Source organism: Flavobacterium kayseriense (assembly GCF_014305095.1).
In the GTDB taxonomy this organism is placed as follows: Bacteria; Bacteroidota; Bacteroidia; order Flavobacteriales; family Flavobacteriaceae; genus Flavobacterium; species Flavobacterium kayseriense.
On record NZ_JACRUI010000003.1, the window covers coordinates 34,945 to 57,826 of the forward strand.

The 22,882-nt window shown below is 34.1% G+C and carries 19 protein-coding genes; 3 read left to right on the forward strand and 16 right to left on the reverse strand.

The window, feature by feature from the left end:
* Window positions 1-36 precede the first annotated feature (36 nt).
* Window positions 37-1,527 carry an aminotransferase class V-fold PLP-dependent enzyme gene (locus H8R22_RS09450; protein ID WP_187010212.1) on the forward strand — a complete coding sequence of 497 codons (1,491 nt, stop codon included), beginning with the start codon at window positions 37-39 and terminating at the stop codon, window positions 1,525-1,527.
* 65 nt (window positions 1,528-1,592) lie between these two features.
* On the opposite strand, the gene H8R22_RS09455 is transcribed toward H8R22_RS09450, so the two are convergent.
* Window positions 1,593-3,158, reverse strand: a complete 1,566-nt coding sequence (locus H8R22_RS09455) for a protein adenylyltransferase SelO (protein ID WP_187010213.1) — start codon at window positions 3,156-3,158, stop codon at window positions 1,593-1,595.
* Between the two features lie 40 nt (window positions 3,159-3,198).
* The gene (locus H8R22_RS09460; RefSeq protein WP_187010214.1) at window positions 3,199-4,071 is read right to left on the reverse strand and encodes a lysophospholipid acyltransferase family protein; all 873 of its coding nucleotides are present in this window, start codon (window positions 4,069-4,071) and stop codon (window positions 3,199-3,201) included.
* A 116-nt stretch (window positions 4,072-4,187) separates the two neighbouring features.
* On the opposite strand from H8R22_RS09460, the gene H8R22_RS09465 reads away from it, so the two are divergent.
* Both H8R22_RS09465 and H8R22_RS09470 read left to right on the forward strand, forming a co-directional pair.
* The gene (locus H8R22_RS09465; protein WP_187010215.1) at window positions 4,188-4,826 is read left to right on the forward strand and encodes a rhomboid family intramembrane serine protease; all 639 of its coding nucleotides are present in this window, start codon (window positions 4,188-4,190) and stop codon (window positions 4,824-4,826) included.
* 48 nt (window positions 4,827-4,874) lie between these two features.
* On the forward strand, window positions 4,875-5,561 hold the full coding sequence (locus H8R22_RS09470) for an SIMPL domain-containing protein (protein WP_187010216.1): 687 nt from the start codon (window positions 4,875-4,877) through the stop codon (window positions 5,559-5,561).
* Between the two features lie 159 nt (window positions 5,562-5,720).
* On the opposite strand, the gene arsM is transcribed toward H8R22_RS09470, so the two are convergent.
* The 14 genes from arsM to H8R22_RS09540 form a co-directional block, all read right to left on the reverse strand.
* The gene (gene arsM, locus H8R22_RS09475) at window positions 5,721-6,689 is read right to left on the reverse strand and encodes an arsenosugar biosynthesis arsenite methyltransferase ArsM (RefSeq protein WP_187010217.1); all 969 of its coding nucleotides are present in this window, start codon (window positions 6,687-6,689) and stop codon (window positions 5,721-5,723) included.
* Between the two features lie 27 nt (window positions 6,690-6,716).
* Entirely contained in the window at window positions 6,717-7,532 is an 816-nt protein-coding gene (locus H8R22_RS09480) for a purine-nucleoside phosphorylase (RefSeq protein WP_187010218.1), read from the reverse strand.
* Window positions 7,532-8,134, reverse strand: a complete 603-nt coding sequence (locus H8R22_RS09485; RefSeq protein ID WP_187010219.1) for a TIGR04282 family arsenosugar biosynthesis glycosyltransferase — start codon at window positions 8,132-8,134, stop codon at window positions 7,532-7,534. Before H8R22_RS09485 ends, H8R22_RS09480 begins: the two co-directional genes overlap by 1 nt.
* Complete coding sequence (locus H8R22_RS09490) at window positions 8,127-8,963, reverse strand: metallophosphoesterase family protein (protein WP_187010220.1); 837 nt, start codon at window positions 8,961-8,963, stop codon at window positions 8,127-8,129. The genes H8R22_RS09485 and H8R22_RS09490 overlap by 8 nt, the downstream gene beginning before the upstream one ends.
* A complete protein-coding gene (locus H8R22_RS09495) occupies window positions 8,948-10,282 on the reverse strand; it encodes a sodium:solute symporter family transporter (protein WP_187010221.1) in 1,335 nt (444 codons plus the stop codon). The genes H8R22_RS09490 and H8R22_RS09495 overlap by 16 nt, the downstream gene beginning before the upstream one ends.
* Window positions 10,283-10,288: 6 nt before the next feature.
* Window positions 10,289-11,731 (reverse strand): SusD/RagB family nutrient-binding outer membrane lipoprotein, encoded by a 1,443-nt coding sequence (locus H8R22_RS09500; protein ID WP_187010222.1) that lies wholly within the window; start codon window positions 11,729-11,731, stop codon window positions 10,289-10,291.
* A gap of 9 nt (window positions 11,732-11,740) precedes the next feature.
* The gene (locus tag H8R22_RS09505) at window positions 11,741-14,953 is read right to left on the reverse strand and encodes a SusC/RagA family TonB-linked outer membrane protein (RefSeq protein ID WP_187010223.1); all 3,213 of its coding nucleotides are present in this window, start codon (window positions 14,951-14,953) and stop codon (window positions 11,741-11,743) included.
* A 53-nt stretch (window positions 14,954-15,006) separates the two neighbouring features.
* The gene (locus H8R22_RS09510) at window positions 15,007-15,690 is read right to left on the reverse strand and encodes a DUF2064 domain-containing protein (RefSeq protein WP_187010224.1); all 684 of its coding nucleotides are present in this window, start codon (window positions 15,688-15,690) and stop codon (window positions 15,007-15,009) included.
* Window positions 15,691-15,697: 7 nt separating this feature from the next.
* Window positions 15,698-16,750, reverse strand: coding sequence for an arsenosugar biosynthesis radical SAM (seleno)protein ArsS (gene arsS, locus H8R22_RS09515; protein ID WP_187010225.1), 1,053 nt, complete (start codon window positions 16,748-16,750; stop codon window positions 15,698-15,700).
* Between the two features lie 92 nt (window positions 16,751-16,842).
* Window positions 16,843-17,178: an arsenosugar biosynthesis-associated peroxidase-like protein gene (locus H8R22_RS09520; RefSeq protein ID WP_187010226.1), complete on the reverse strand. Its 336-nt coding sequence runs from the start codon at window positions 17,176-17,178 to the stop codon at window positions 16,843-16,845.
* A 557-nt stretch (window positions 17,179-17,735) separates the two neighbouring features.
* Complete coding sequence (locus tag H8R22_RS09525) at window positions 17,736-18,299, reverse strand: TlpA family protein disulfide reductase (protein WP_187010227.1); 564 nt, start codon at window positions 18,297-18,299, stop codon at window positions 17,736-17,738.
* 714 nt (window positions 18,300-19,013) lie between these two features.
* Entirely contained in the window at window positions 19,014-19,742 is a 729-nt protein-coding gene (locus tag H8R22_RS09530; RefSeq protein WP_113634469.1) for a superoxide dismutase, read from the reverse strand.
* Window positions 19,743-19,759: 17 nt separating this feature from the next.
* Window positions 19,760-20,887 (reverse strand): efflux RND transporter periplasmic adaptor subunit, encoded by a 1,128-nt coding sequence (locus H8R22_RS09535; RefSeq protein WP_113634621.1) that lies wholly within the window; start codon window positions 20,885-20,887, stop codon window positions 19,760-19,762.
* Window positions 20,888-20,989: 102 nt separating this feature from the next.
* Window positions 20,990-22,834 (reverse strand): heavy metal translocating P-type ATPase, encoded by a 1,845-nt coding sequence (locus H8R22_RS09540; RefSeq protein WP_113634468.1) that lies wholly within the window; start codon window positions 22,832-22,834, stop codon window positions 20,990-20,992.
* Between the last annotated feature and the right edge of the window lie 48 nt (window positions 22,835-22,882).

A 22,882-nucleotide genomic window follows, 5' to 3' on the forward strand; every position in this document is an offset into this window, starting at 1 on the left:
GCAAAATTAAATATCTTTGAAGCAAATTGTTAGATAATGACTACCACAGAAAATCAAACTCAACTCGAATTATATTTCCAGAAATTCCGAAAAAACATTATCGGAATTGATCAAAAGTTTACTTCTCCTTTTGGAGAAAAAAAAATCATTTATACTGATTGGACTGCAAGCGGACGTTTGTACCGACCAATAGAAGAAAAACTTATGAATGAGTTTGGTCCTTTTGTTGCCAACACTCATACGGAGACCACTGTTTCAGGTACAGCAATGACAAAGGCTTACCATAAAGCGAGGCAGATTATAAAAAGTCATGTCAATGCAAATGCAAATGATATTTTAATTACCGATGGAACGGGAATGACAGGTGTTGTAAATAAGTTTCAACGCATTTTAGGTCTTAAAGTTCCTGAGAATTTAAAAGATTTTATCAACATTCCTGCAGAAAAAAGACCAATTGTTTTTATTTCGCACATGGAGCACCATTCTAACCAAACTTCATGGATCGAGACTATCGCTGATGTAGTGGTTATTCCGTCAACCGAAGATGGTTTGTTTAGTATCGAAAACTTAGAAGAAATACTTGAGCAATACGACCACAGGCCTTTTAAAATAGCATCAATAACGTCCTGCTCTAATGTTACGGGTATACGAACGCCTTATCATGAAGTTGCCAAAATTATGCACCAGCATAATGGTCTTTGTTTTGTAGATTTTGCCTGTTCTGGTCCCTATGTTCCTATTGATATGCATCCAGAAAATGAAGAGGAAGGCTATCTAGATGCTATCTTTTTTTCTCCACATAAATTTCTAGGTGGTCCTGGTACATCAGGTGTCTTACTTTTTAATAAAAAATTGTACCAAAATTTAGTTCCTGATAATCCGGGTGGAGGAACCGTATCTTGGACAAACCCGTGGGGTGAACATAAATTTATCGATAATATTGAAGACAGAGAAGATGGAGGTACTCCGGGGTTCATGCAGGTTATCAAAATTGCACTTGCAATCCAGGTTAAGGAGGAAATGGGTATCGAGAATATATTAAATAGAGAGCATGAATTAGTTGATTATATTTTTGCAGAATTAGGAGCTGTTCCTAATATTAAAATTTTGGCAGGACAACATCAAGATCGTTTGGGAGTAATCTCATTTTATATTGATGACTTACATTTTAATCTAGGTGTTAAAATGCTTAATGATAAATTTGGAATTCAAACTCGTGGTGGTTGCAGTTGTGCAGGCACTTATGGACACTTTTTATTGCATGTAGATCAAGAAACGTCAAATAAATTGATTGATGAAATAAGCCTGGGAGATTTAATTAGAAAACCAGGATGGATTAGAATGTCTGTTCACCCTACAACAACTACAGCTGAAATAGAAATGGTTTGTGATAGTATTAAAGCATTAGCAGCAAATCATGAGACTTGGGCTAGCGAATATACCTATAATAAAGATTCAAATGAATTTGTACATCAGGCTGCTAAACCGTTAGAAGATGAGTTAGTGAAAGGCTGGTTTTCAATTTAAAAATATATGATTAATTAAAAAGAGCCATTTGCATATGCAAATGGCTCTTTTTAATTTTAGAATTATTAAGAACTGCATGATAGCATAGAACTACCTACTTTTTCTCTAGCCCAATCAGGTCTTTTAGTAAACCATTTTGAATATTTTTCTTGTTCTTGGTACGGGTTTTTTAATAAAAGATGTAGTTCATCGATTAAAGCATAGTCCTCTTTTTCAGCTGCTTCAATGGCTAATTGCGCCATATAATTACGTAAAACGTACTTTGGATTGGTCCCATCCATAGCAATTTTTCGGTTTTCATCTGTCATAGATTCCTTTTGAAGTCTGTTGCGATACAAACTAAACCAATACAACCACGATTCTTTTATCGGTGCAATAACTTCTGCAGGTTTATAAAAAGCATCAGAAACGATCTGCAATGCTTTTTCTTCTGACTCTTCTTTTTTGAACTGACTTAAGTTTCTAAAAAAAATAGTCATATCCGTTTCTGTAAGTTGAAGGTTTTCCTTTAGAATTGCAATAAGTTGTTCGTCGTTTTCCTCTTTGTTGTTTAACCCTAATTTACTTAACATCATAGCATGGTAATCCATTTGATAGCTATTTTGAAAATCTTCTAATATTTTTTCTAGAGGAGCTGCTTCATTTACCAAGGGATATAGAGCATTAGCTAACTGGTATAAATTCCAAAGCGCTATTTCTGGTTGGTTACCAAAGCGATATCGGCGATTTTCACGATCAGTAGTGTTAGGTGTCCAATTAGGGTTGTAATCTTCTAACCATCCATAAGGGCCATAATCGATAGTAAGACCTAAAATAGACATATTATCTGTATTCATTACACCATGAACAAAACCTACACGCTGCCAATGAACAATCATTTCTCTAGTTAGATTTGCGACTGATTCAAGTAAAGCGACATAACTCCCTTTATTACTTCCTTTAATATCGGGAAAATAATATTTGATAGTAAAATCAGCTAGTAGCTTTAACGTTTTTAGGTCATTTTGAGAAGAAAAAAGTTCAAAATTCCCAAAACGTATGAAGGATGGTGCCACTCTGCAAACTACAGCGCCTTTTTCATAGGCTGGATTGCCGTCATACATTACATCGCGTAGAACTTGATCTCCAGTCAGAATTAATGATAGTGATCGCGTAGTGGGTATGCCTAAATGAAACATAGCCTCACTGCACAAATGCTCTCTAATAGAAGAGCGTAATACTGCTAAACCATCTGCTCTACGGGAATAAGGAGTCATTCCAGCTCCTTTTAATTGCAAGGTGTAATTGGTGTTGTTAACATCGATTTCAGTCAAAACAATAGCTCTACCATCACCCAATTGCCCCGCCCAATTACCAAATTGATGCCCCGCATAACTCATAGCATATGGCCTAGTATTGGGTAAAATTGTTTTACCAGAAAATACATTTATAAATTCTTCCGATTCTACATCTTTCTCAGTTATTCCTATCAATGAGGCTACTTCCTGAGAAACATGTACCAGTGAAGGGTTAGATACTTTTTTAGGTAAAACAAATGAAAAACAAGCGTTTTTTACTTGTCGAGTTTCGTTCGTTTCATCTGGATCAGCAGGTAACTCTGTACTAAATCTATTGTTGATTTTTAAATTCATTTTGCGTCTATTTAGATCCAAATTATTTAAGTTAAACTAATTATTTAAGGCGGTGTTTCCAACGTCTGTGCGTCCAGAAATAATATTCAGGAGCTGCATTTATTTGCTTTTCGACTTCTCTCAAATATGTGTTTGTTATTTCAAAATTAGGAACTGATTTTACATCATCACTCAACGGAATCAATGTACATTCATAGTAACCTCTTTTCACTTTTGAAACTTTGGCGTAAAGCACATTCAAATCGTATTTTTTTGCTAAAGTTTCCCCACCAATATGCACAGGTACATCAATTCCCATAAAACGTTCTTTATGTACAATTCGATTCAGAGTAGGAGACTGATCGCTTGGAATGCCATACATAGAAAAAACTTTATTTCTCTGATTGTTAGCTATAAGCGGTATAGTTTCGTTGTTAACGACTAATGTGGTATTGAATCTAGACCGTATTTTTTTGACTAATTGATCAAAGTATTTATTGTTTACCCTTTTGTAAACGGCAAAACCTCTAAAACTTATTTTTTTATTCACCGCCACTAACCACTCCCAGCTAGCGTAGTGAGAAACAAATAGCATGATGCTTTTTTCCTTTAGTTCATACTCTTTCAACAAATCTAAGTTAGTAATAACAAAACGTTTATTTATTTCCTCGGAGGAGATAGTCATTGTTTTCGCCATTTCTAGAAATAGATCACAAAAATGGAGGTACGATTTTTTTTCAATATCAAGACGCTCTTTTGTGCTCAGATGAGGTAAAGTTAACTGTAAATTGTCTAGAACTACTTTTTTACGATAACCAATAACATAATATACTAAAAAATACAAACCATCAGATATCCAATATAGTATGCGAAAGGGTAAGATTGAAATGATCCAAAGAAAAGGGTATGCTAAAATGTAAACAATAAATTGCATTCTAAATTTTTATACAAAGATAAGTCAAAAATGATTAGGTCATTAATAATGCAAGGTAGCTAGGTAGGGATCACATCGAGAATTACTATCTTTACATTTCACATTAAATTAAATTTATGAATACTGTTTTGATTTCGATTATACTGGCAAATGTTTTATTTAGCTACAAAGGATTTAATGATATTACATTTTTTAGAAAATATGAATTTCACATGGGCAGCGTGCGCTCGGGGGATCAAATTAGAATGTTATCATCTGGTTTTTTGCATGCTGATTTTGGTCATTTAATTTTTAATATGATTACACTTTACTTTTTTGCACCAGTGGTAATTGCTTATCTAGGAAGTTTATCTTTTATAATAATCTATTTTGGAAGTTTGCTTGTAGGGAGTTTATTAACTTTAGTTTTTCATAAAAACGATTACAACTATCGAGCAATAGGAGCATCGGGAGCAGTTACAGGAGTTTTGTACTCAGCAATCCTATTACAGCCTGATATGATGCTCGGTATCTTTTTTGTAATTCCGATGCCTGCTTATATTTTTGGTATTCTTTATTTACTATATTCGATTTATGGAATGAGAGCTAAAAATGATAATATAGGACATACTGCCCATTTTGGAGGGGCAATAGGTGGCTATCTAATTACATTAGCTACAAACCCTCATTTAATTGTAGAGAACACCTTGATGGTCGTATTACTAACCATACCTATTGTTGTTTTATTCGTTATGGCGAAGCTTGGTAAAATTTAATGGCACGCCTTTTGAAATAATCATCTAAGAATCACAAATATTTAGAAAATGAAAAAAGCACTATTAATTCTATCGATGTTTTTAATGACTCTTTCTTATGGTCAAGAGATAAAACAAATTCCCCAAATCAATGTAAGTGGTGAAGGGAAAATTAAAGTTGTTCCAGATGAAGCAACTATAACTGCTACAGTAGATACAAGAGGAAATAATGCTAAAGAAGTTAAAAGACAAAATGATCAGCAAATAGAAGTGGTGCTCAAGTTGATTAGAAAAATGAATTTAGCTCCTACTGATTATAAGACGAAGCGCGTTTCTTTAAACCCTGTTTATGATTATGAGAAAAAGAAAACTACTTACAATGCCACTCAAACAATCGAAATTCTATTAAGAGATTTGTCAAAGTATGATGAATTAATGGAGGGCCTTGTTGATGGAGGAATAAATAAAGTTAATAATGTCGTATTTCAATCATCAAAATTGGAACAATACCAGTCTGAAGCTAGAAAAATGGCTATGAAAGATGCGAAGCAAAAAGCAATCGATTATGTATCAGTTTTAGGTCAGAAGGTAGGTAAGGCCTTAACCATATCTGACAATTCTCAAAATTATTACCCACAACCTATGTATGAAGCAATGCGCATGACCAAAAGTGATAGCGCTGAGCCACGGGAAACACTAGCCGTTGGTGAAATAAATATTGTGGCTAACGTTAGTGTTAGCTTTGTGTTAGAATAATTATTGTATTGAAATAAAAAGAGAAACTCACTGTCAATTGATAGTGAGTTTTTTTATGCTATTTAGTTAGCTCTACGGATATTTTAGATTTATTGATCAAAGAAAAACCCTCAAATAGACTTGTTATTTGAGGGCCAATTCTTCAATTATATTTTTACTTTAGCAACACCCACCACCATTATAATGATAGGTGCTTTCGCTTATAAAAATGTCGCTTCTGTTTAAAGCTGTAATTGCTGCAGCAGTTTTGTCGCAAATTGCGATTGGCTGATTTTTTAATAAAGTATGTCCGTTCTTATCATCAAAATAAGCATCTTTACCATAATAAATAGCTGCCTTTCCTGTAAATACACATGGACCATCTGCTGGCATAGGATCTTTTATAGCACAAACTTCGATACTTTCGATAAAAATTAATTCGTCTGTTGGATAGTTTTCAGTATCTAAAATTCTATAAGGTCTACGACCTCTAATTTCTATGGTACCAAAACCTACATCGGTCAATGCTTTTATGTAGTCTGCTATGGGAATACTACCACTTAAACATAACGCTCGCAGGTGGTCGTCATTACGTAAATCGTCATTCATTTCCTGTTCGCAAGTAGGATCACTCATGACTAATCGGCCGTGAGGTTTTAAAACACGATACATTTCTTGTAACGCTTTTTTTAAATCTTCCGTTTTAAAAATATTAAACAAGCAATTTTGAGCTGCTATATCAATACTTTCATCTTCGATTGGTAAGTTAAGCGCATCTCCTTTTTTAAGTTCGACGAAATCGCTTTTAAACCAATCATTTTGTTCTTCGGCTATTAAGAAATTTTTTCGTGAAGCTTCCAGCATTTCGTCTACAACATCTACACCCACAACACCTCCTTTTTGGCGAGAGAAATAAGCAAACTGAAGTAATTCCATTCCGCCTCCAACACCCACATACAAAACTTTAGGATTATTGATTAAATCTTGTGCAGAAATGGTACTACCACAACCATAATTCATCTCCTGCATAATTGTAGGGATTTCCAACCCAGGAAATTTCCAAATTGGAGTAGTGGTGCAGCATAAACCAACATCTGGCGTTAAAGCTGCATTTTTATATAAATCGTTTGTTGCATCTAAATAGCTCATATTTTTGATTTTTTCACTTTAAATATATTACAGTTGACTCACTAATGTTTTAAAAAGGGTGATCATTTTTGGTTCTGCTTCACCCGCTACTGCTATTATCTCAGGGATATTTACAGGTTTTAAATTATCTGGATCACATTCATCTGTCAATACAGAAACAGCAATAACTGGTAGTTGTAAATGATTTGCTACGATAACTTCGGGTACTGTACTCATTCCTACAGCGTCTGCTCCTATGATTTTCAAATAACGGTATTCTGATCTCGTTTCTAATTGAGGCCCTACAACTGAAGCATAAATTCCTTTATGTAATACAATGTTGTTTTCTTTGGCTATAGCCAACATTTTTTCATTTAATGTGGCATCATATGGCGCGCACATATCTGTAAAACGCTCCCCAAAAACAGAAACATTTTTAAAAGCTAATGGAGATCCACCTTGTAAATTGATATGATCGTCAAGCAGCATTAAATCTCCTTTTTTATAAGACAAATTAATGGCACCCGCCGCATTAGAGACTAATAAGCTTGTAATTCCAAGCGCCTTTAATACTCTAACCGGAAAAGTGATTTCTTGCAACGTATAGCCCTCATACAAATGAAATCGACCTTGCATCACAATTGTTTTTTTACCTTCTAAAGTTCCGTATAGTAATTTTCCAGAGTGGAATTCTACAGTAGAAACAGGAAAATTTGGAATATCGGTATAGTTAATTTCAACCTCTATTTCTAGGTGATTGACTAGCTGTCCCAAACCTGTTCCTAAAACTATTCCAACTTGAGGCTTTTGAAATCCTTTCTCATGTAAAAATGCTACCGTTGTATTTATTGTTTCTTGTGTCATTAGATTGTGTATTTATTAAAAAAGGGAATATTTTTTATATCTTCAAAAGTATCAATGTCATTTTTTTCTTCCAGTAAAAGGTATTTTAAACTTGCGAGATCTACTAAAGTATCTTTTAGAACAGTATCTGTTCCCCATTCTTTATTACTAAAAATGTTTTCAGGAACCTTTTTCATACCTAAAAGGTAATAGCCACCATCTTCGGCAGGACCTATTACGATATCATTGTCGTCTAGGTTGCTTATCGCACTTGAAATATCAGAACTTTCTAAAGCTATCAAATCAGAGCCAATAATTACGATTTTCTCATAACCATCAATAAATCCGCCTTGAAAAGCATTGTACATTCTCTCACCTAAGTCAACTCCTACTTGCAATTTTTTTTGAAAGTAATTAGCTTCCCACATGTCGTTAGTATTGATCTCCTCCGAATACAGTACCTGCTTATCGTAAGGTGTTTCTAGGGCAACTTTTTTAGTATGTTCTAGTAATTGAATATAAATTTCAAGCGCATTTTCGTTGCCTATTGTAGCTGCTAATCGTGTTTTTACTTTACCAAGTTCTGGATTTCGTGTAAATATGAGAATTAAGTTTTTATTCATCTTTAAATTGAATTTGTTTTCCTTGTAGTTTACTTTCTGTTTCAGGAAGAATTTCCATATTATCCCAAATGCCATTGATAATGGTTGTAGCGTATTCCTGAGGAAGCTGATGTTTGTGCATCAAATTAGCAGTTGTTGTATAGTCATAATCGAGTTGGTGGTGCTTACAGGTTAGTTCGGCATCTTTTTCATCAAGTATCATGTACCATACTGAATTTTTGCCGTCATTTGCAGGCATTCCTATTACTCCAGGATTCAGCCATAGCAACCCATCTTTCCTATCATTAAAGGGCAACCCACAATGGCCGGCGATAATTACATCGCTTTCTGTTACTGTAAAATTGGGTGCTTTTTTGTCCCACGGAGTCGATTTAAATACAAATTCAGAAGTATTAAAATACGAGCCGTGAACTACTGCTATTTTTTTATCAGCATAGTCAAATGTTATAAACTCTGGTAATTCACTTATGTACGATAAAGAAGAAGTAGATAATTTGCTTTTCGCAAAAGGGTACCACAATTGTGAAAAATCATCACAGCGAGATCCTTTAGTGAAATCGCAGCCACAATCCTCCGCATTTTCACTTAATTGAATTTCTACATTACCAGCTATACTGCGCGCATTCCAATTTTTAAAAAATGAAATTGTTTCTTCAGGTTGCGCACAATACCCAATAATATCACCAGTACAAATACAATTTTGAGAACTAATGCCTTCTTTTTTGGCAATTTCAGCTATTGCTTCTAAAGCTTGGAGATTGCTGTACACACCTCCAAACAATAAAACTTTGCCCGTTAATTTGCCTATATTTTCTATTTTCTTATCCATTTTGGTGCACAATATAATACGATACAACTTAAAATCCCATATATATTTACCCACAGTAAGCCAGCATACTTACCATCAGTAAAAATTAAGTTGGTTGGGAGCCAATTAAAAACTAAAATAAAACCGAAAACGATTCCACAAATCACACTTAAATAAAAACTTATTTTAGGTACTCTCATGTTCCAAAACAAAAAAACAGGAGTTAATCCTATCACCATGGTTCCAGAGATAGTAGTAGCTGATAGTATTTCTGCATCTAAAAAAACAGGAATTGTCCCAAGCAACGCCACGGTTACCATTGCAAGTCTACCAAAAGTAACTGATTTACCCAAATTTAAATCTAAGGAAACTAATTTTGAGAAAGAGGAAAAAGTAGAATCAAGAGTAGACGCGGCTGAAGTAATCATTATAAAATTTATAACCAATAAAATCACTACACCAAATGCTTTTCCTACTTCAAAAGCGGCATCTCCAGTCATTCCTTGCGTTTTAGCATAAACTCCAATAATACTAAAAAGAACAATACAAAGACCTCCCAATAAACTCGCCCACAAAAAGCTTTTTCTAGTTACTTTTGGCGAGGCTATGAAAGCTCTATCCGTTAAAACAGGATCATGAAATGGATAACTAAAAGATTGCAAAATTGCAGCAAAAAATAAATTTAACCCTAACTCAAAACTCCAAGTACTTGAAGTAGCCACTGTGGTGACCGAAAAATTTTCCATGGAAAATACCTTCCACAAAATAATCATCAGCAATACTGAAAATAACACCATCTGGATAGCATCTGTAAAAATGGAACTACTCATACCACCTTTGAGGGAGTAGGCAAGTGTTAATAGTGTAAAAACTAGTATAGCAGCATAAAAAGGGGATGATCCTTGCGCTCCAAAATAAGTCCCTATAACCATCGTATTGCTCCAAACCTCATTAAAAAGCCGAATAACAATTAAAACAGAAAAGAGAAGCATCGCATTTTTTCCAAATTTTGTGGTCAAAAATTCATGAATACTAGTGTAATTTCCCTTTGTTCGTAGATTGTAAATTAAAATTCCGGCTACAGCAAAAGACAAGTAATATCCTGCGTACGCGATACCGCCTATAATACCAAATTCAAGACCAAGATTAGCAGCATTAGTAATGCTTTTAGCAAAAATCCAAGATATAATTAAGCTACCAGTAAGCACCAAACCATTTGGTGCTTTACTATTATTGATAGCTTTAAAAAATTGATCAGTTGTTTTTGCCAAAGGTGACAAAAAGAAAAACAACAAACCAGATGCAATGATTAAGATCCATTGCCAATATAATACATCCATTATTTATTATTTATTCCACCACACTGGAAAATTAATACTATTGTTATCCGTTGCAGCTGCAGCGAGGTTGTAATTTTCTCTATTCAAAGCTTCTTCTTCAGCAGGATAGGGCATTCTTACAGGAATTATGTTGTTATTTAAACTAGCAGAGATTGTTCGTAGTGCAGGAAAACCAGTCCTTCTGTATTCTATCCAGCCTTCATATCCGTTTATGATGTTAGCAATCCACTTTTGCGTAATAATTTGTTGCAAAGGAGTTGTTCCTGGAGCATTATAAGCTGCAGATCCTGTTAAATAGGTGGTAGGCAAAGTAGTGTTCCAGTATTGAAAAGCTAATGTCACACCATTATCATATAAGGTTTGTCCATTAGCGACTATCATTCCTTTTTGAGCGGCTTCTGCCAAAGCAAATTGAATTTCCCAAGCCGTTATGAAATTTGCTTTAAGCGTCGAAGTATCTTCTCTAAAAATGGTTCCTGCTAAAGAATAGTTAGCTAATACAACTGAGGTAGTAGCCGAATTTATTCCGTTAAGTAAACCATTGTATTGTCCTGTAGTTGAGTTAGAAAAAGGTCTGAATAAAGTTTTTATTCTGGTATCATTTAGATTAACTAGAATATCTTCCATGGTTTCAGATAGGACAAAATTATTAAAATCACCTACTCGCAGTTGTGCTAACCTAAAGCTATTTGGTGCCGAATTTGTAAAACTAAATACGGCATTTTGAGCGTTTGAAACGATGTAATTGCCTTCGCTATACAATGCTTGAAGCTTGGTACTTACATTTACTTTTCCTGAAATCCGAATTAGATATTTAATTTTTAGGGACTTGGCAAAGCGAACCCATGATTGTAAGTTACCGTTGTATAATATATCACCTTGTAGTGGTATAGCATCATTATAAGCTTGAATTGCCGCTATACCTTTATCTAAATTATCTAGAATTCCGTTTTCGTCTAAATAAATACTTTGCTGACTGTCATAGGCAGGTGTTACCTCACCTTCGGTACCATTAAAAGCATTAAAATAAGGTACATCACCAAATAAGTCGGTCAAACCAGCGGCCATATATGCTTTGAGTATCAATGCTGGGCCTTCGTACACTTTTAGCGTTGTGGTTTGTCTCGCTTGTTTCAGAATAATTTCGTTATCTCTGAGGTTTTTGTAAAAAATTGACCAAGGATTCCCACCTAATTGGGGGGATTTTAAAGCATGACGATCGAATAAATTAAAGTCTAAAGCAGTTCTGTGCTGTGCTAATAAATCACCTGCCACAAAGCCCTCATAACTCATGTTTTCTCCATAATTATAAATAACTTGTCTCAAGAGAAGTCTGGGTTGAACTGATTTTGGAGCATTAGTATTGGTATTTATCTCTTCAAAATCCTTGGTACATCCTGAACTTATAAAAAGAACAGCAAACAGTACTATGTATATAAATTGTTTCATTTTTTTAAATTAAAAGGTTACACCAAGTTTTAAACCAATACTTCTAGAAGTTGCATAACTCATATCTTCGACACCGCTAACAAATCCTGTTCCTTGTACTGCAAGCTGCTCTGGATCAAAATGCGGATTCTGAGTGATAGCAAAAAGATTATTTCCGATAATAGAAGCATTAAAAGAAGGACTTTTTGTTAATCCGAAAAAGCCTTCTTTAACTTTAAAAGCGTATCCAATAGAAAACTGGCGCATTTTTAAGAAGGAAGCATCATATACATTGTTCTCTTCATGGTTACGGTCATAATATTGTCGGTAATAACTCTCTGCAGAAATAGCAGTTGTATTAGGAGTATAAACTGGATTTGTAGTACTACCAGTATTAATTACACCCTGAGCTACAATTCCTCCCGCTGGTCGGTATGCAGTTTCTGCTAATTGTCCACCTACATTTCCTAAGGCTCTAGTTCGTGAAACAATTTCTCCTCCTTGTCGCCAATCAAGTAAAAAGCTAAGATTCCAATTTTTGTAAGTGAAATTATTAGACCATCCTAAAGTGAAATCCGGATTGTAATTTCCTATTTTTCTTAAATTATTGTCGGCTATATAGTTTCCTGCATTGGTCAATACAAAATCTCCTTTGTCATTTTTTAAATAACCGGTTCCGTACATATCACCAATTCGTCCACCTTCTTCAACTTGAAACCAGACTGTCTGGTTAGCACTGTCATAGATTCGGCTATAAGCCAAAGTTAAACGCCCACCTTCTTGAGGCAAGTTTTTCACGACAGATCTACTTCTTGCAAAATTGAAAGTAGTATTCCATTTGAAATTTTCAGTTTTTATGGGAATAACTCCCAAAATAACTTCGATACCTTGCGTATTTACTTTTCCACCATTAACAACCTGCTGATTATAACCGGAGGATATTGCAATGGGAAGTGAAATGATCTGGTCTGTGGTATTGGAGTTATAATAAGTGAAATCAAAATTTAATCGGTCTTTAAACAGACGAATATCCGTACCTAATTCGTAAGAAGTAGTTTGTTCTGGTCGTAAATTAGCGTTTGGTATAAAGTTTTGATTGCTAAAAGTAGGTTGGCCATTAAACGGTATCTGTGCTACGAAAGCGCCAGAAGTTTGGTATGGACTTGTATCATTTCCCACTTGAGCAACACTTGCTCTAAGTTTTGCAAATGTGATACTTGAGGGTAGATTTACTATATTAGATAGAATAAATCCAGTTGATACAGATGGATAAAAGAACGAGGTTCCGCTCACTGAAAAGGGAGTAGCTAACGCACTTGACCAATCATTTCGAGCTGTAATGTCTAAAAATAAATAATCTTTAAAACCTATTTTGGCAACACCATACAACGAGTTAATTCGTTTCTTACTTTCAAACTGAAATACTTCAATAGGTGAGGCTGCGTTATTCAAATTGAAAATTCCAGGTTGCGCTAAATTAACCGTTTGCGCTTGTTTTGTAGATGCTAGTCTGTCCATTCTATTTCCACCAAAAGAGGCATCAAAAGTAAAATCACTTATCGCAGCAGTATAATTTAACAGGAAGTCTGTATTTACCTCTCTATATTTAACATCATGCTCTGCATAACCACCGTTTTTAAAACGATTGCTACTAAAGTTACGTCTCATTTGTCTTGTTTCTGTACTGTAATCCATACCTGATCGAACCGTAAACGTTAGATTTTTCGCTATTTCTTGTTTCAATTGGATATTTCCAAAAATACGATCTCTTTCAAAGGAGTTTCGGTTTTCTAACAGAGTGAAGTAAGGGTTATCAAAAAAGGTATAATTAAAAGAGAAATGTTGAATCCCCTCTAATCCTGGTTGCCAATAATTTTTTAGACTATTAATATCTAATGATCTTGGACCCCAGCCTACTAAGGAGTAATTCACGTTTTCGCTTCCATATCCGTTTGAAGGTCTATTGTCACTACTAGAGTGAACATAATTAATAGAAGTTGAAATTGTTGTTTTGTCCGATGGCTCAAAATTTAGTTTGGCAGCAACCGTTTGCCTATCTAGATTTACTCCGGGAATAATCGATTCGCTTCGTAAATCAGTAAATGAAAGACGGTAATCTCCTTTTTCAAAACCGTTTGAAATTGATAAATTGTTGATGGTCGTTTTACCTGTTTGATAAAAATCCTTTAAATTATTAGGATGTGATATAAAAGGAGTAGGGGTGATTGGCAGTCCATTGTATAAAGAGGTATCTCCACCACGTACAAATGTACCATTAGGCAAGGCTACTGGACTATCAAACTGAGGAATGAGAGTTCCTTGGTTCAAACGCGGTCCCCAAGAATAAGAAATATTGTCATTCGTTCCCCCTCCTAAACCATTAACGAATGCAAAAGCCCCTGAGTTCCCTTGACCGTATTCATTCTGAAATTCAGGTAATTTGAATGCTGTATCAACGGTTAGCGAGGTATTAAAGCTTACGGTAAAACCTTTATTTTTATTACCATCCTTGGTCTTGATAACGATTACACCGTTTGACGCCCTTGTTCCGTACAATGCAGCAGCGCTAGGTCCTTTTAACACCGTAACCGATTCAATATCATCTGGGTTTACTTCCATAGCACCATTCCCATAGTCAATTTCTTGAAAACCAGCTGCAGCCTCATTGGTGAAATTAAAGACCGTTTCATTGTTAATTGGAATTCCGTCTACAACAAATAAAGGATTATTATTAGAGAAAGATGATTCTCCACGAATGGTTACTTTTGATGATGATCCAACACCGGTTGCGCCTTGCGTAATGGTTACACCGGCAACTTTACCCGCTAAATTATCTAAAAAATTTACTGTTTTAACCTCTGTCAAATCTTTAGCTTTTAAAGTTTGAACAGCATAGCCTAATTCTTTGGCTTCTCGTTTTAAACCTAAAGCGGTTACAACCACCTCGTTTAGATTTTCGGAATCTGATTCTAATTGTACATTAATAATACGTTGACTTCCCACTATAATTGTCTGGGTTTTATAACCAACGTACGAAAATTTTAATTTTGTAGAAGTCGCATTGACTTCTACAGTATATACACCATCTGCATCAGTCTTGGTGCCATTTTTACCATCTGTATTTATAGTAACATAGGGTATGGGAGTACCATTGTCCTTAGCTGTAACAGTTCCCGTAATAGTAGTTTGTGCATAGCCCAAACACGACAACGTGAGTAGGAATGCAAGATATAATTGCCTCATATTTTTATTTTATAAATGACTATTATTCTGACGTATCAGAATTAAAAAAATAATTATAAAATGAAATATGGAGATCCTTTGTTTAGGTAATTGGATTCAAATAAATAGAGAGAAGGAACATCTATCGTAAAGAGTATTGTTTTTAGTTTTCCAACAATAAGTAGAAAGAACTGCAGTAATTTACTATAAACGGTTCTAAACGCAGTAAAAAGCTTTTTTACATCTTCTTTAGAATCAAGATCTCTTAATTTTTCTAAAAAAGATACTTTTATGGCATTTACTTTAAAGTATTTGTATAAAGCGCTAGTTAAACTTTGCTTTTGCCAAGGTAATTTTAAAAATAAAGAAGGGTTAAAATGTTCCTGCTTGATTCCTAATAAATAAAAGCCACCATCCACTGATGAACCTAAAACAAGATCATTAGAGGCTAGTTTTTTGTGAGCAGTACGAATGTGATTTGCCGTAAGGTGTGGCGTATCATTTCCTATTGCTATTACAGAATCGTAATTAAGATCATAAACAGATTGAATGGCATTAGTAAAGCGTTCTCCAAAACCATTTCCTATTTGCTCTTTTTCTGTAACTATAAAATAGGGTAAGTTCGTTTTTTGAACTAATTGTAGCGTTCGTTTATTTAAAGATTCAAAAACATCCTTCGAATGTAGGAACGGTTTAACCGTTGCCTCATATTCCGCAGAATGGGCAAATATTAAAATCGCTGTTTTTAAATCTTTCATATAAGTATTAAGCTACAACTCCTTGACAACTACTACCTGCTCCAGCTGTGCAACCATAGCAATGCTGTGAAATAATAATATTTCGATCTGATAGTTCGGCTTCGTTAAAGCTAGAAATGTGTTTAGATTTAGATGCAACAGGTAGACCTAACATTTGATTAAAATCACAGTCAAACAAGTAACCATCCCAACTCACAGAAACCGTATTGGTACACATTACGTTTTCTACTGCAGCTGGATTGTATGATTCTACTAAAGAATACATATAATCTTCATAATTATCTGATGCAATTAAGTAATCTAAGAAGCGAGAGATTGGAAGATTTGTGATTGCAAAAAGATTGTGAAATTGAATATCAAAATCTTCTTTTAGTGCTTTTTTAAAGTCTTTTTCTAACGAAAGTTGATCTCCTGGTAAAAAAGCGCCTGAAGGATTGTATACTAAGTCTAACTTAAGACCACTTGCAGGCATTCCGTAACCAACAGCATTTAATTCTTGTAAAGCTTTGATCGATTTATCAAAAACGCCATCTCCTCTTTGAATATCAGTTTTTCCTTTTGTCCAATGAGGCATAGAGCTTACGACATGGATATTATGTTTTTTGAAAAATTCAGGTAAATCATAATATTTCTTGTTTGCTCTAATAATAGTTAAGTTAGAACGAACAATAAAATCTTTAACTCCAATTTTTGAAGCTTCCTCAACAAACCATCTAAAATTAGGATTCATTTCGGGTGCTCCACCAGTTAAGTCTAATGTATTTACTTGGGTTGTTTTTAAAACATCCAAAATTTGCTGCATTGTTTCAACAGTCATGATTTCTTTACGATCTGGACCTGCATCTACGTGGCAGTGCGCACACACTTGATTACACATGTAACCTACATTAATTTGTAAAATTTCGATTTTCTTCGAACGTAGGGGGAATTGATTTGTTTTTTTTATTTGTTCGGCAAAAGTAGGTAGAGAACCATCCTGAAACATGCCGTTTGATAGTATATCCAATTGTCTTTGAGTATCTGACAAAGGGCTATCTGTTGCTTGAAGCGATTTTAACATAGTAATTTTATTTTTTCAATTTACGTCTTGATTTAGTTTAGACGTGATTTTATTATTTAAAAAGGCAACTATTTTAATCATATACGTAAAAACTACATGGATAGTTTGTTGTACTTGTTCATCATTTGTACTCCATGTACTAATGATGCTCCTGCTTTTATCGCAGCCGTAACATGAACGGCTTCCATCATTTCTTCTTTGGTGATACCTCTTTTAAGTCCGTCGCCTGTGTAGGCATCAATACAATACGGACATTGCACGGCATGAGAAACAGCTAGTGCAATTAATGATTTTTCACGTGCAGAAAGGCTTCCTTCTTGAAAAACTTTACCGTAATACTCAAAGAAACTATTTCCTAAATCTTCACTCCATTCTACTATTTTTCCAAACTTTTTTAAATCAGCCGGATCATAATACGTTTTTTCCATTTTTTAAAATTTTATTAATGTGAATATATAACATCGTTGCTAGCAAAATAAAAAGTTTAGAATAGTACAATTATCATAAAATTGAGTCCAAATTTAAAAACAGACTTAATTTTCTTTTAACGCTCTAAAACAAAACTAACCATGCTACAACTTTAATTGTTCGAAGATACTATTTTTTCGATATTTATAATTTTATAGCAAAAAATAAAAATTTTTAAAATCAAGCGCATCATTGTTTTGTTACATACGAGATTTAGCTGCATTTGGATTAACTAATTAAACAGATAATGATCATAAATAGTGCAAAGTTGCATGTAGATGTAAAAATATATATTTGGAGACATCTTAAACCAATTAAAAAAACTAAAAAATGCGAGTCGGAAGCTTTAATACTTAAGAAATTGAATCCTTCACTGTTATATAGCTTATTCCAATAGTTTTCACTGAGATTGTAGTAGTTGTAAATAGTCCAATTAACTTGCTGTCTATGTTCATAAGTGTGTTACCATAATAAAATACTATAATTAGTCATTACAAGTGTAGTTTTGTAGATTTTATTATTCTAGTAGTTGCTTTATTTGAAGATGAAATTTTTCTCCTCCATAATCAGCGAATCCTTCATGGTGCATCCTTATTATACCCTTTTTATCCACAATAACTGTAGTAGGTAATGCACCAGAATAGATTTCATTTGGTATCTTAGATATGGCTTGAAAAATAGGTAAAGAATATTTTTTCTTGTCTAAAAACTGCTTTCCGACTTCAATCTCGTCGTCCATATTGATCATTAAAAATACAATATTATCGTTTGATTTGTATTCTGAGTAAAATTTTTCAATAGATGGAAATTCAGCAATACAAGGTGGACACCAAGAAGCCCAAAAGTTTATGAATATAACTTTTCCTTTTAAGTCAGCTGTACTTCTATTGTTACCGTTGTAATCTTTAAAATCAAAATGATTACGGATAGTATTATCTTCCGAGTTAACAGATGAAATCTTAGCATCAAAAAGACCTGTGAACATTAATTGCTTGATAAGAAATGATTTTGCATCAGGACTGAATATTAGCGCCGATATTACAATTACAAATAGAATTGTCGAAAAGTGTTTTTTAATCATCTTTAGATTAATTAGTCCACTAAGTTTATTTTGTTGGTTGTTATTTTCAATCACTGTCGGTATATTTTTCTTGTTATTTTTTTTATCCTAAAATCCTTAACTAAAATTAATGCTTTAAGCTAAATAAGTTATTTTTTAAAGATCTTATTATTCTGTTTGAAGGTAAGAATACAACAGATTCATTCCTAGGTTTTCTACATCAGAATGCAAAAAAAAAACGCTGTAAAAATTTACAGCGTTTAAAGTGGGGAGAGTAGGATTCGAACCAATAAGCTGGAACCCGTGCCTATACTGCATTTTCAACTACTTATAAAGTAATGTGCCACGATTTTGCCACAAAACTCAACATGACAATTTTAAGCCATTTTTTAAGTAAATTATTGAATTAACTTGTTTAAATTGAATGATGTAATTCATGTTTTGAAAATCAAAATTAAGTAATTTTATGATAGTCCAAAAAGTTTATTTAATATTTTTGCAGTTTAACGCTAATTTAATATTTTTTACTAATAGTGTCCTAAACGTTTTCTTGAACCAATTGTAATAATTTAAATACAGAAAAATGCATTGCTTTTTGATGAAAATGAGTATCGAACCCCAAGAATAAATGTGATTGAAAATAATATTTATTTTGATTAACAACGATTTAATGAATAAAAGAACCGAACAAATGAGTCATTTTCTCATTTGTCCTGATATCCTAATTTCAAAATTTTATAATGTCAATTTTAACGCATCATTCAATCGTAATGCTACATTATCCCAATTAATAATATTAAACAAAGCATCCACGAAATCGGTTCGTTTATTTTTGTATTTTAAATAATAGGCGTGTTCCCAAACATCAATAACCAATAAAGGAATGGCACCCCATTGTGTTAGTTTTTCATGGTTTTCGCATTGTAAAATCACCAAACTATTGCTGTATGGCTGATATGCCAAAATTCCCCAACCATTGCCATCTACATTTTTTGCGGTAGCAGCAATTAAGATTTTAAGTTTATCGAAACTCCCAAAATTTTTCTCTATTCGCTTTAGCAACTCGCCTTGTGGTGCTGTTTTTTTATTAGTTAGGTTTGTCCAAAATATGGAATGCAAGATATGTGATGAAAAATGATAGGATAATTTCTTCGTCCAGAGATCTACAGTTTCCAAATTATTATCGTCCAACGCTTTTTTTATCATTTGCAAATCCTTGTTCGCTCCTTTTACTGCTCCACCGTGATGAAAAGTATAATGTAGATGTAAGGTTTCAGCATCCATATAGGGTTCTAAAAAACTTTCGCTATAGGGTAAGGTCTGTTGAATATAATTACCATTGACATCTACTAATTTATCAATTGAATTGTCAGCTAAATTTTTGGGAAACGCATTTGTAGTGGGAAGCACTAATGCAGCTGCGCCAAACAATGTACTTGATTTTAAAAACTCTTTTCTGTCCATACTGTAAATTTACGTTTTTATTCTTCTACATTTTTCATTTTCATCAAAAGTGAATAAGCACCTTTAATCACAATAGTCGCCTCATTCAAATCGTCTGAAAGAATTTCTGTAAACCCATTTTCAGCTGTTCCAATTCTAATTTCTTTCATTTCAAATTGTTTGTTTTGTTTGGCAACAAAAATATAATTCTTGTTTTCATAATTCACTATAGCATCAGATGGCAATACATTTGATTGCTGACTTTTTAATTCTATTTCGGCATTCATATACATTCCTGGTAAAAGTGCTTTGTCGTAATTTGTAAAATGGCAATGCATTTCAGTGCTTCTGTTTTCGGAAAAATCCTTACCGATTAAAATAATTTTGCCAAGATATTTTTTTTCAGGATTGGTATTTGTATAGGATATAACTGATTGGCCAATAGTCAATTTATTGATGTCTTTTTCAAAAACGGTCAATGCCAAATGAATATCCAAAGGATTAACAATCTCGAATAAAATATCGCTTGGGTTTACATACTTGCCAATATTTACATTGACTTTAGAAATATAACCGCTTATTGGCGAATAAATATTGATGCTTTTTGAAATGTTCTTTGTAGAAACATTACTTGGATTTATCCCTGCGAATTTTAATTTCTCGCCATACGATTGTACCATTACCGATAGTGAGTTGTATTCTGATTGTGCTTGTTGATATACTTTATCGCTGCTAGCTTTGCTTCGGTTGAGTTCTTTTTGTCTTTCGAATTCGGCTTTTGCATACCCTATTTTTGCTTTCGCCAAAAGGTAATCTTCTTGTAGTTGAATGTATTGCTGGTCTTCTACAACGCACAATACTTGTCCTTTGGTTACATACATTCCCTCTAAAAGTTTGGTGTATTTTAAATAACCACCCATCGGCACACTTATGGAAACTAAATTTTGAGGCGGTACATCTATTTTTCCATTTAATTTTAAGGTAGATGAAATTTCTTTTTGCTCTATTTTCCCCGTTTCAATACCTGCATTTTTTATTTGTGCATCGGTAAGTGTTGTCGTGTTTTCGATAGTTGGAGTGGCTTCTGTTTGGCTTTCAGTTTTCTTGTCTCCACATGAAGAAAGGAATACTATTGCCATTATTGTAACTATTGTGTTTTTACTCATGATTGTATTTTTATTTTGGTGTTTGTGAATCTGCGATTTCATTTTATTTTGAATAGTAAGATAGTGTTTGTTATTTAAAATTTCATTGCCCTTGCTAATCGGTTAGGCATCAATCTTAACGCGAAGGAGTTTTACGGAATTAATAAAAACTAAAGTGTCAGGAAGCAAATGAATAGCAGCTGCTTCAATTGGTCCAATTATTTTAAGCAAGACAAGGGTAATTCCAATCACATGAACAACGCCAACTCCCACAAAAATATTTTCACGAATGGTTCGATAGGCTCTTTTACTAATAGCACGAGCCTTTGCGATTTTTTCCAACTTATCCTGCATCAGAACGATGTCGGCTGCTTCCATTGCTGCTTCGGTTCCCATAGCACCCATTGCTATGCCTATATTTGCCTGAACTAAAGCAGGCGCATCATTAATCCCATCACCGACCATTGCTACTTTTGAACCTTCTTTTTGCAATTCTTTTATAATATTGATTTTGTCTTCGGGCAATAAATTTGCTCTGTAATCGGTAATTCCTATCTGATTGGCAACGTGCTTGGCAGTTTCAGGATTATCACCGGTAAGCATAATTATGTTTTCAATTCCACTTTTTCTTAAACCTTCAATCATTTCTTTTGCACCTTCGCGTATCGCATCGGATATATAAAAGATACACGCCAATTTATTGTCAACTGAAAGATAAATAGCAGTATCGGTACTATTTTCTGAGGATTTCGACACCGGTACTTTACTTTCTTCCATAAAGAGCTTGTTCCCTAATAAAACCGATTTGCCATCTATTTTTGCGGAAACACCCCGTCCTTTTACCACCTCGAAATTTTCAGGCTCGCCATAGGTAAGTTTTAATTGATCCGCATAGCTTAAGATTGCTTTTGCTAATGGATGGCTGGAACGACGGTCAACATTAGCAGCAAATTGAACCAATTGGTTTTCATTATAAGCAGGATCTATTATTTCAACGGTATTCACAATAGGACTTCCAACGGTTAATGTCCCTGTTTTATCAAAAACAATGGTAGTTACTTTAGCAAGCTCTTCTAAAAACAAACCTCCTTTTATCAAAATACCTTCTCTCGCTGCACGAGCAATTGCCGCAATGGTCACAAGCGGTGTTGCCAAACCTAATTCGGCAGGGGAAGTAAAAATCAGCAATGCAATCACCAGTTTGACATCACGGGTAAAAAAGTAAACAGTACCAACAAAAATAAATACCACCGGAATAAGCCATGAAGCCACTTTATCTGTGAATTTTTCAATAGGTGCTTGCTGGCTTTCTGCCTCTTCCACCAAGGCTATAATACGCGAAAAAACGGTGTCTAATCCTGCTTTAGTCATTTCTATATCTAGCGCACCTAATTCCAGTATGGTTCCGGCAAATGCTTCACTTCCCGCTGTTTTTTCTTGAGGTACGCTTTCGCCGGTTATTGGTGCCTGATTCACAGAACCTGATCCGCCAATCACTTTGCCATCAACAGGGATTTTTTCTCCAGCTTTTACCAGAACAATATCACCGATTTTTAAATCGGTTATTTGCACTACGGATTCCTGATTGTCTTTTTTTACTATTGCCGTTTTAGGCACGGAACCAATCAACTCTTTTATAGATGCTCTCGCTTTTTCAGTGCTCGCACTTGCAATATATTCTGCAATGAGGATGATCATAAGCACGACAGCACCAGCCAAATATTCTTTGCCAAGAACTGAAATTATGACCGCTATGGTTATAAACAATTCGGTACCTGTTTTTCTTTCTTTTATGATATCCAGTACCGCAGTTTTTACTAACGAATAAAGACCGAAAGCCATTGCGGCTATCAAAATGGGTAATAGAATAACATCGAAATAAAATAATAAACAGGCTATTCCCACTGTTATGATCCGTACAATTTCCCAAAGGAACTGTCGCGAAAAAAAGGTTTGTGTATAATTCATATGTTGATATTTATTGTTTTTTATCGGTCATATGTAATTCGCATATCA

What these genes read in the sequence shown, in the direction of transcription:
- H8R22_RS09495 (WP_187010221.1), bottom strand. Translation starts at nt 10,282, where the DNA reads ATGGATGTATTATATTGGCAATGGATCTTAATCATTGCATCTGGTTTG.
- H8R22_RS09465 (WP_187010215.1), top strand. Translation starts at nt 4,188, where the DNA reads ATGAATACTGTTTTGATTTCGATTATACTGGCAAATGTTTTATTTAGC.
- H8R22_RS09525 (WP_187010227.1), bottom strand. Translation starts at nt 18,299, where the DNA reads ATGATTAAAAAACACTTTTCGACAATTCTATTTGTAATTGTAATATCG.
- H8R22_RS09480 (WP_187010218.1), bottom strand. Translation starts at nt 7,532, where the DNA reads ATGACACAAGAAACAATAAATACAACGGTAGCATTTTTACATGAGAAA.
- H8R22_RS09500 (WP_187010222.1), bottom strand. Translation starts at nt 11,731, where the DNA reads ATGAAACAATTTATATACATAGTACTGTTTGCTGTTCTTTTTATAAGT.
- arsM (WP_187010217.1), bottom strand. Translation starts at nt 6,689, where the DNA reads ATGAGCTATTTAGATGCAACAAACGATTTATATAAAAATGCAGCTTTA.
- H8R22_RS09490 (WP_187010220.1), bottom strand. Translation starts at nt 8,963, where the DNA reads ATGGATAAGAAAATAGAAAATATAGGCAAATTAACGGGCAAAGTTTTA.
- H8R22_RS09540 (WP_113634468.1), bottom strand. Translation starts at nt 22,834, where the DNA reads ATGAATTATACACAAACCTTTTTTTCGCGACAGTTCCTTTGGGAAATT.
- H8R22_RS09530 (WP_113634469.1), bottom strand. Translation starts at nt 19,742, where the DNA reads ATGGACAGAAAAGAGTTTTTAAAATCAAGTACATTGTTTGGCGCAGCT.
- H8R22_RS09460 (WP_187010214.1), bottom strand. Translation starts at nt 4,071, where the DNA reads ATGCAATTTATTGTTTACATTTTAGCATACCCTTTTCTTTGGATCATT.
- arsS (WP_187010225.1), bottom strand. Translation starts at nt 16,750, where the DNA reads ATGTTAAAATCGCTTCAAGCAACAGATAGCCCTTTGTCAGATACTCAA.
- H8R22_RS09485 (WP_187010219.1), bottom strand. Translation starts at nt 8,134, where the DNA reads ATGAATAAAAACTTAATTCTCATATTTACACGAAATCCAGAACTTGGT.
- H8R22_RS09450 (WP_187010212.1), top strand. Translation starts at nt 37, where the DNA reads ATGACTACCACAGAAAATCAAACTCAACTCGAATTATATTTCCAGAAA.
- H8R22_RS09505 (WP_187010223.1), bottom strand. Translation starts at nt 14,953, where the DNA reads ATGAGGCAATTATATCTTGCATTCCTACTCACGTTGTCGTGTTTGGGC.
- H8R22_RS09470 (WP_187010216.1), top strand. Translation starts at nt 4,875, where the DNA reads ATGAAAAAAGCACTATTAATTCTATCGATGTTTTTAATGACTCTTTCT.
- H8R22_RS09455 (WP_187010213.1), bottom strand. Translation starts at nt 3,158, where the DNA reads ATGAATTTAAAAATCAACAATAGATTTAGTACAGAGTTACCTGCTGAT.
- H8R22_RS09520 (WP_187010226.1), bottom strand. Translation starts at nt 17,178, where the DNA reads ATGGAAAAAACGTATTATGATCCGGCTGATTTAAAAAAGTTTGGAAAA.
- H8R22_RS09510 (WP_187010224.1), bottom strand. Translation starts at nt 15,690, where the DNA reads ATGAAAGATTTAAAAACAGCGATTTTAATATTTGCCCATTCTGCGGAA.
- H8R22_RS09535 (WP_113634621.1), bottom strand. Translation starts at nt 20,887, where the DNA reads ATGAGTAAAAACACAATAGTTACAATAATGGCAATAGTATTCCTTTCT.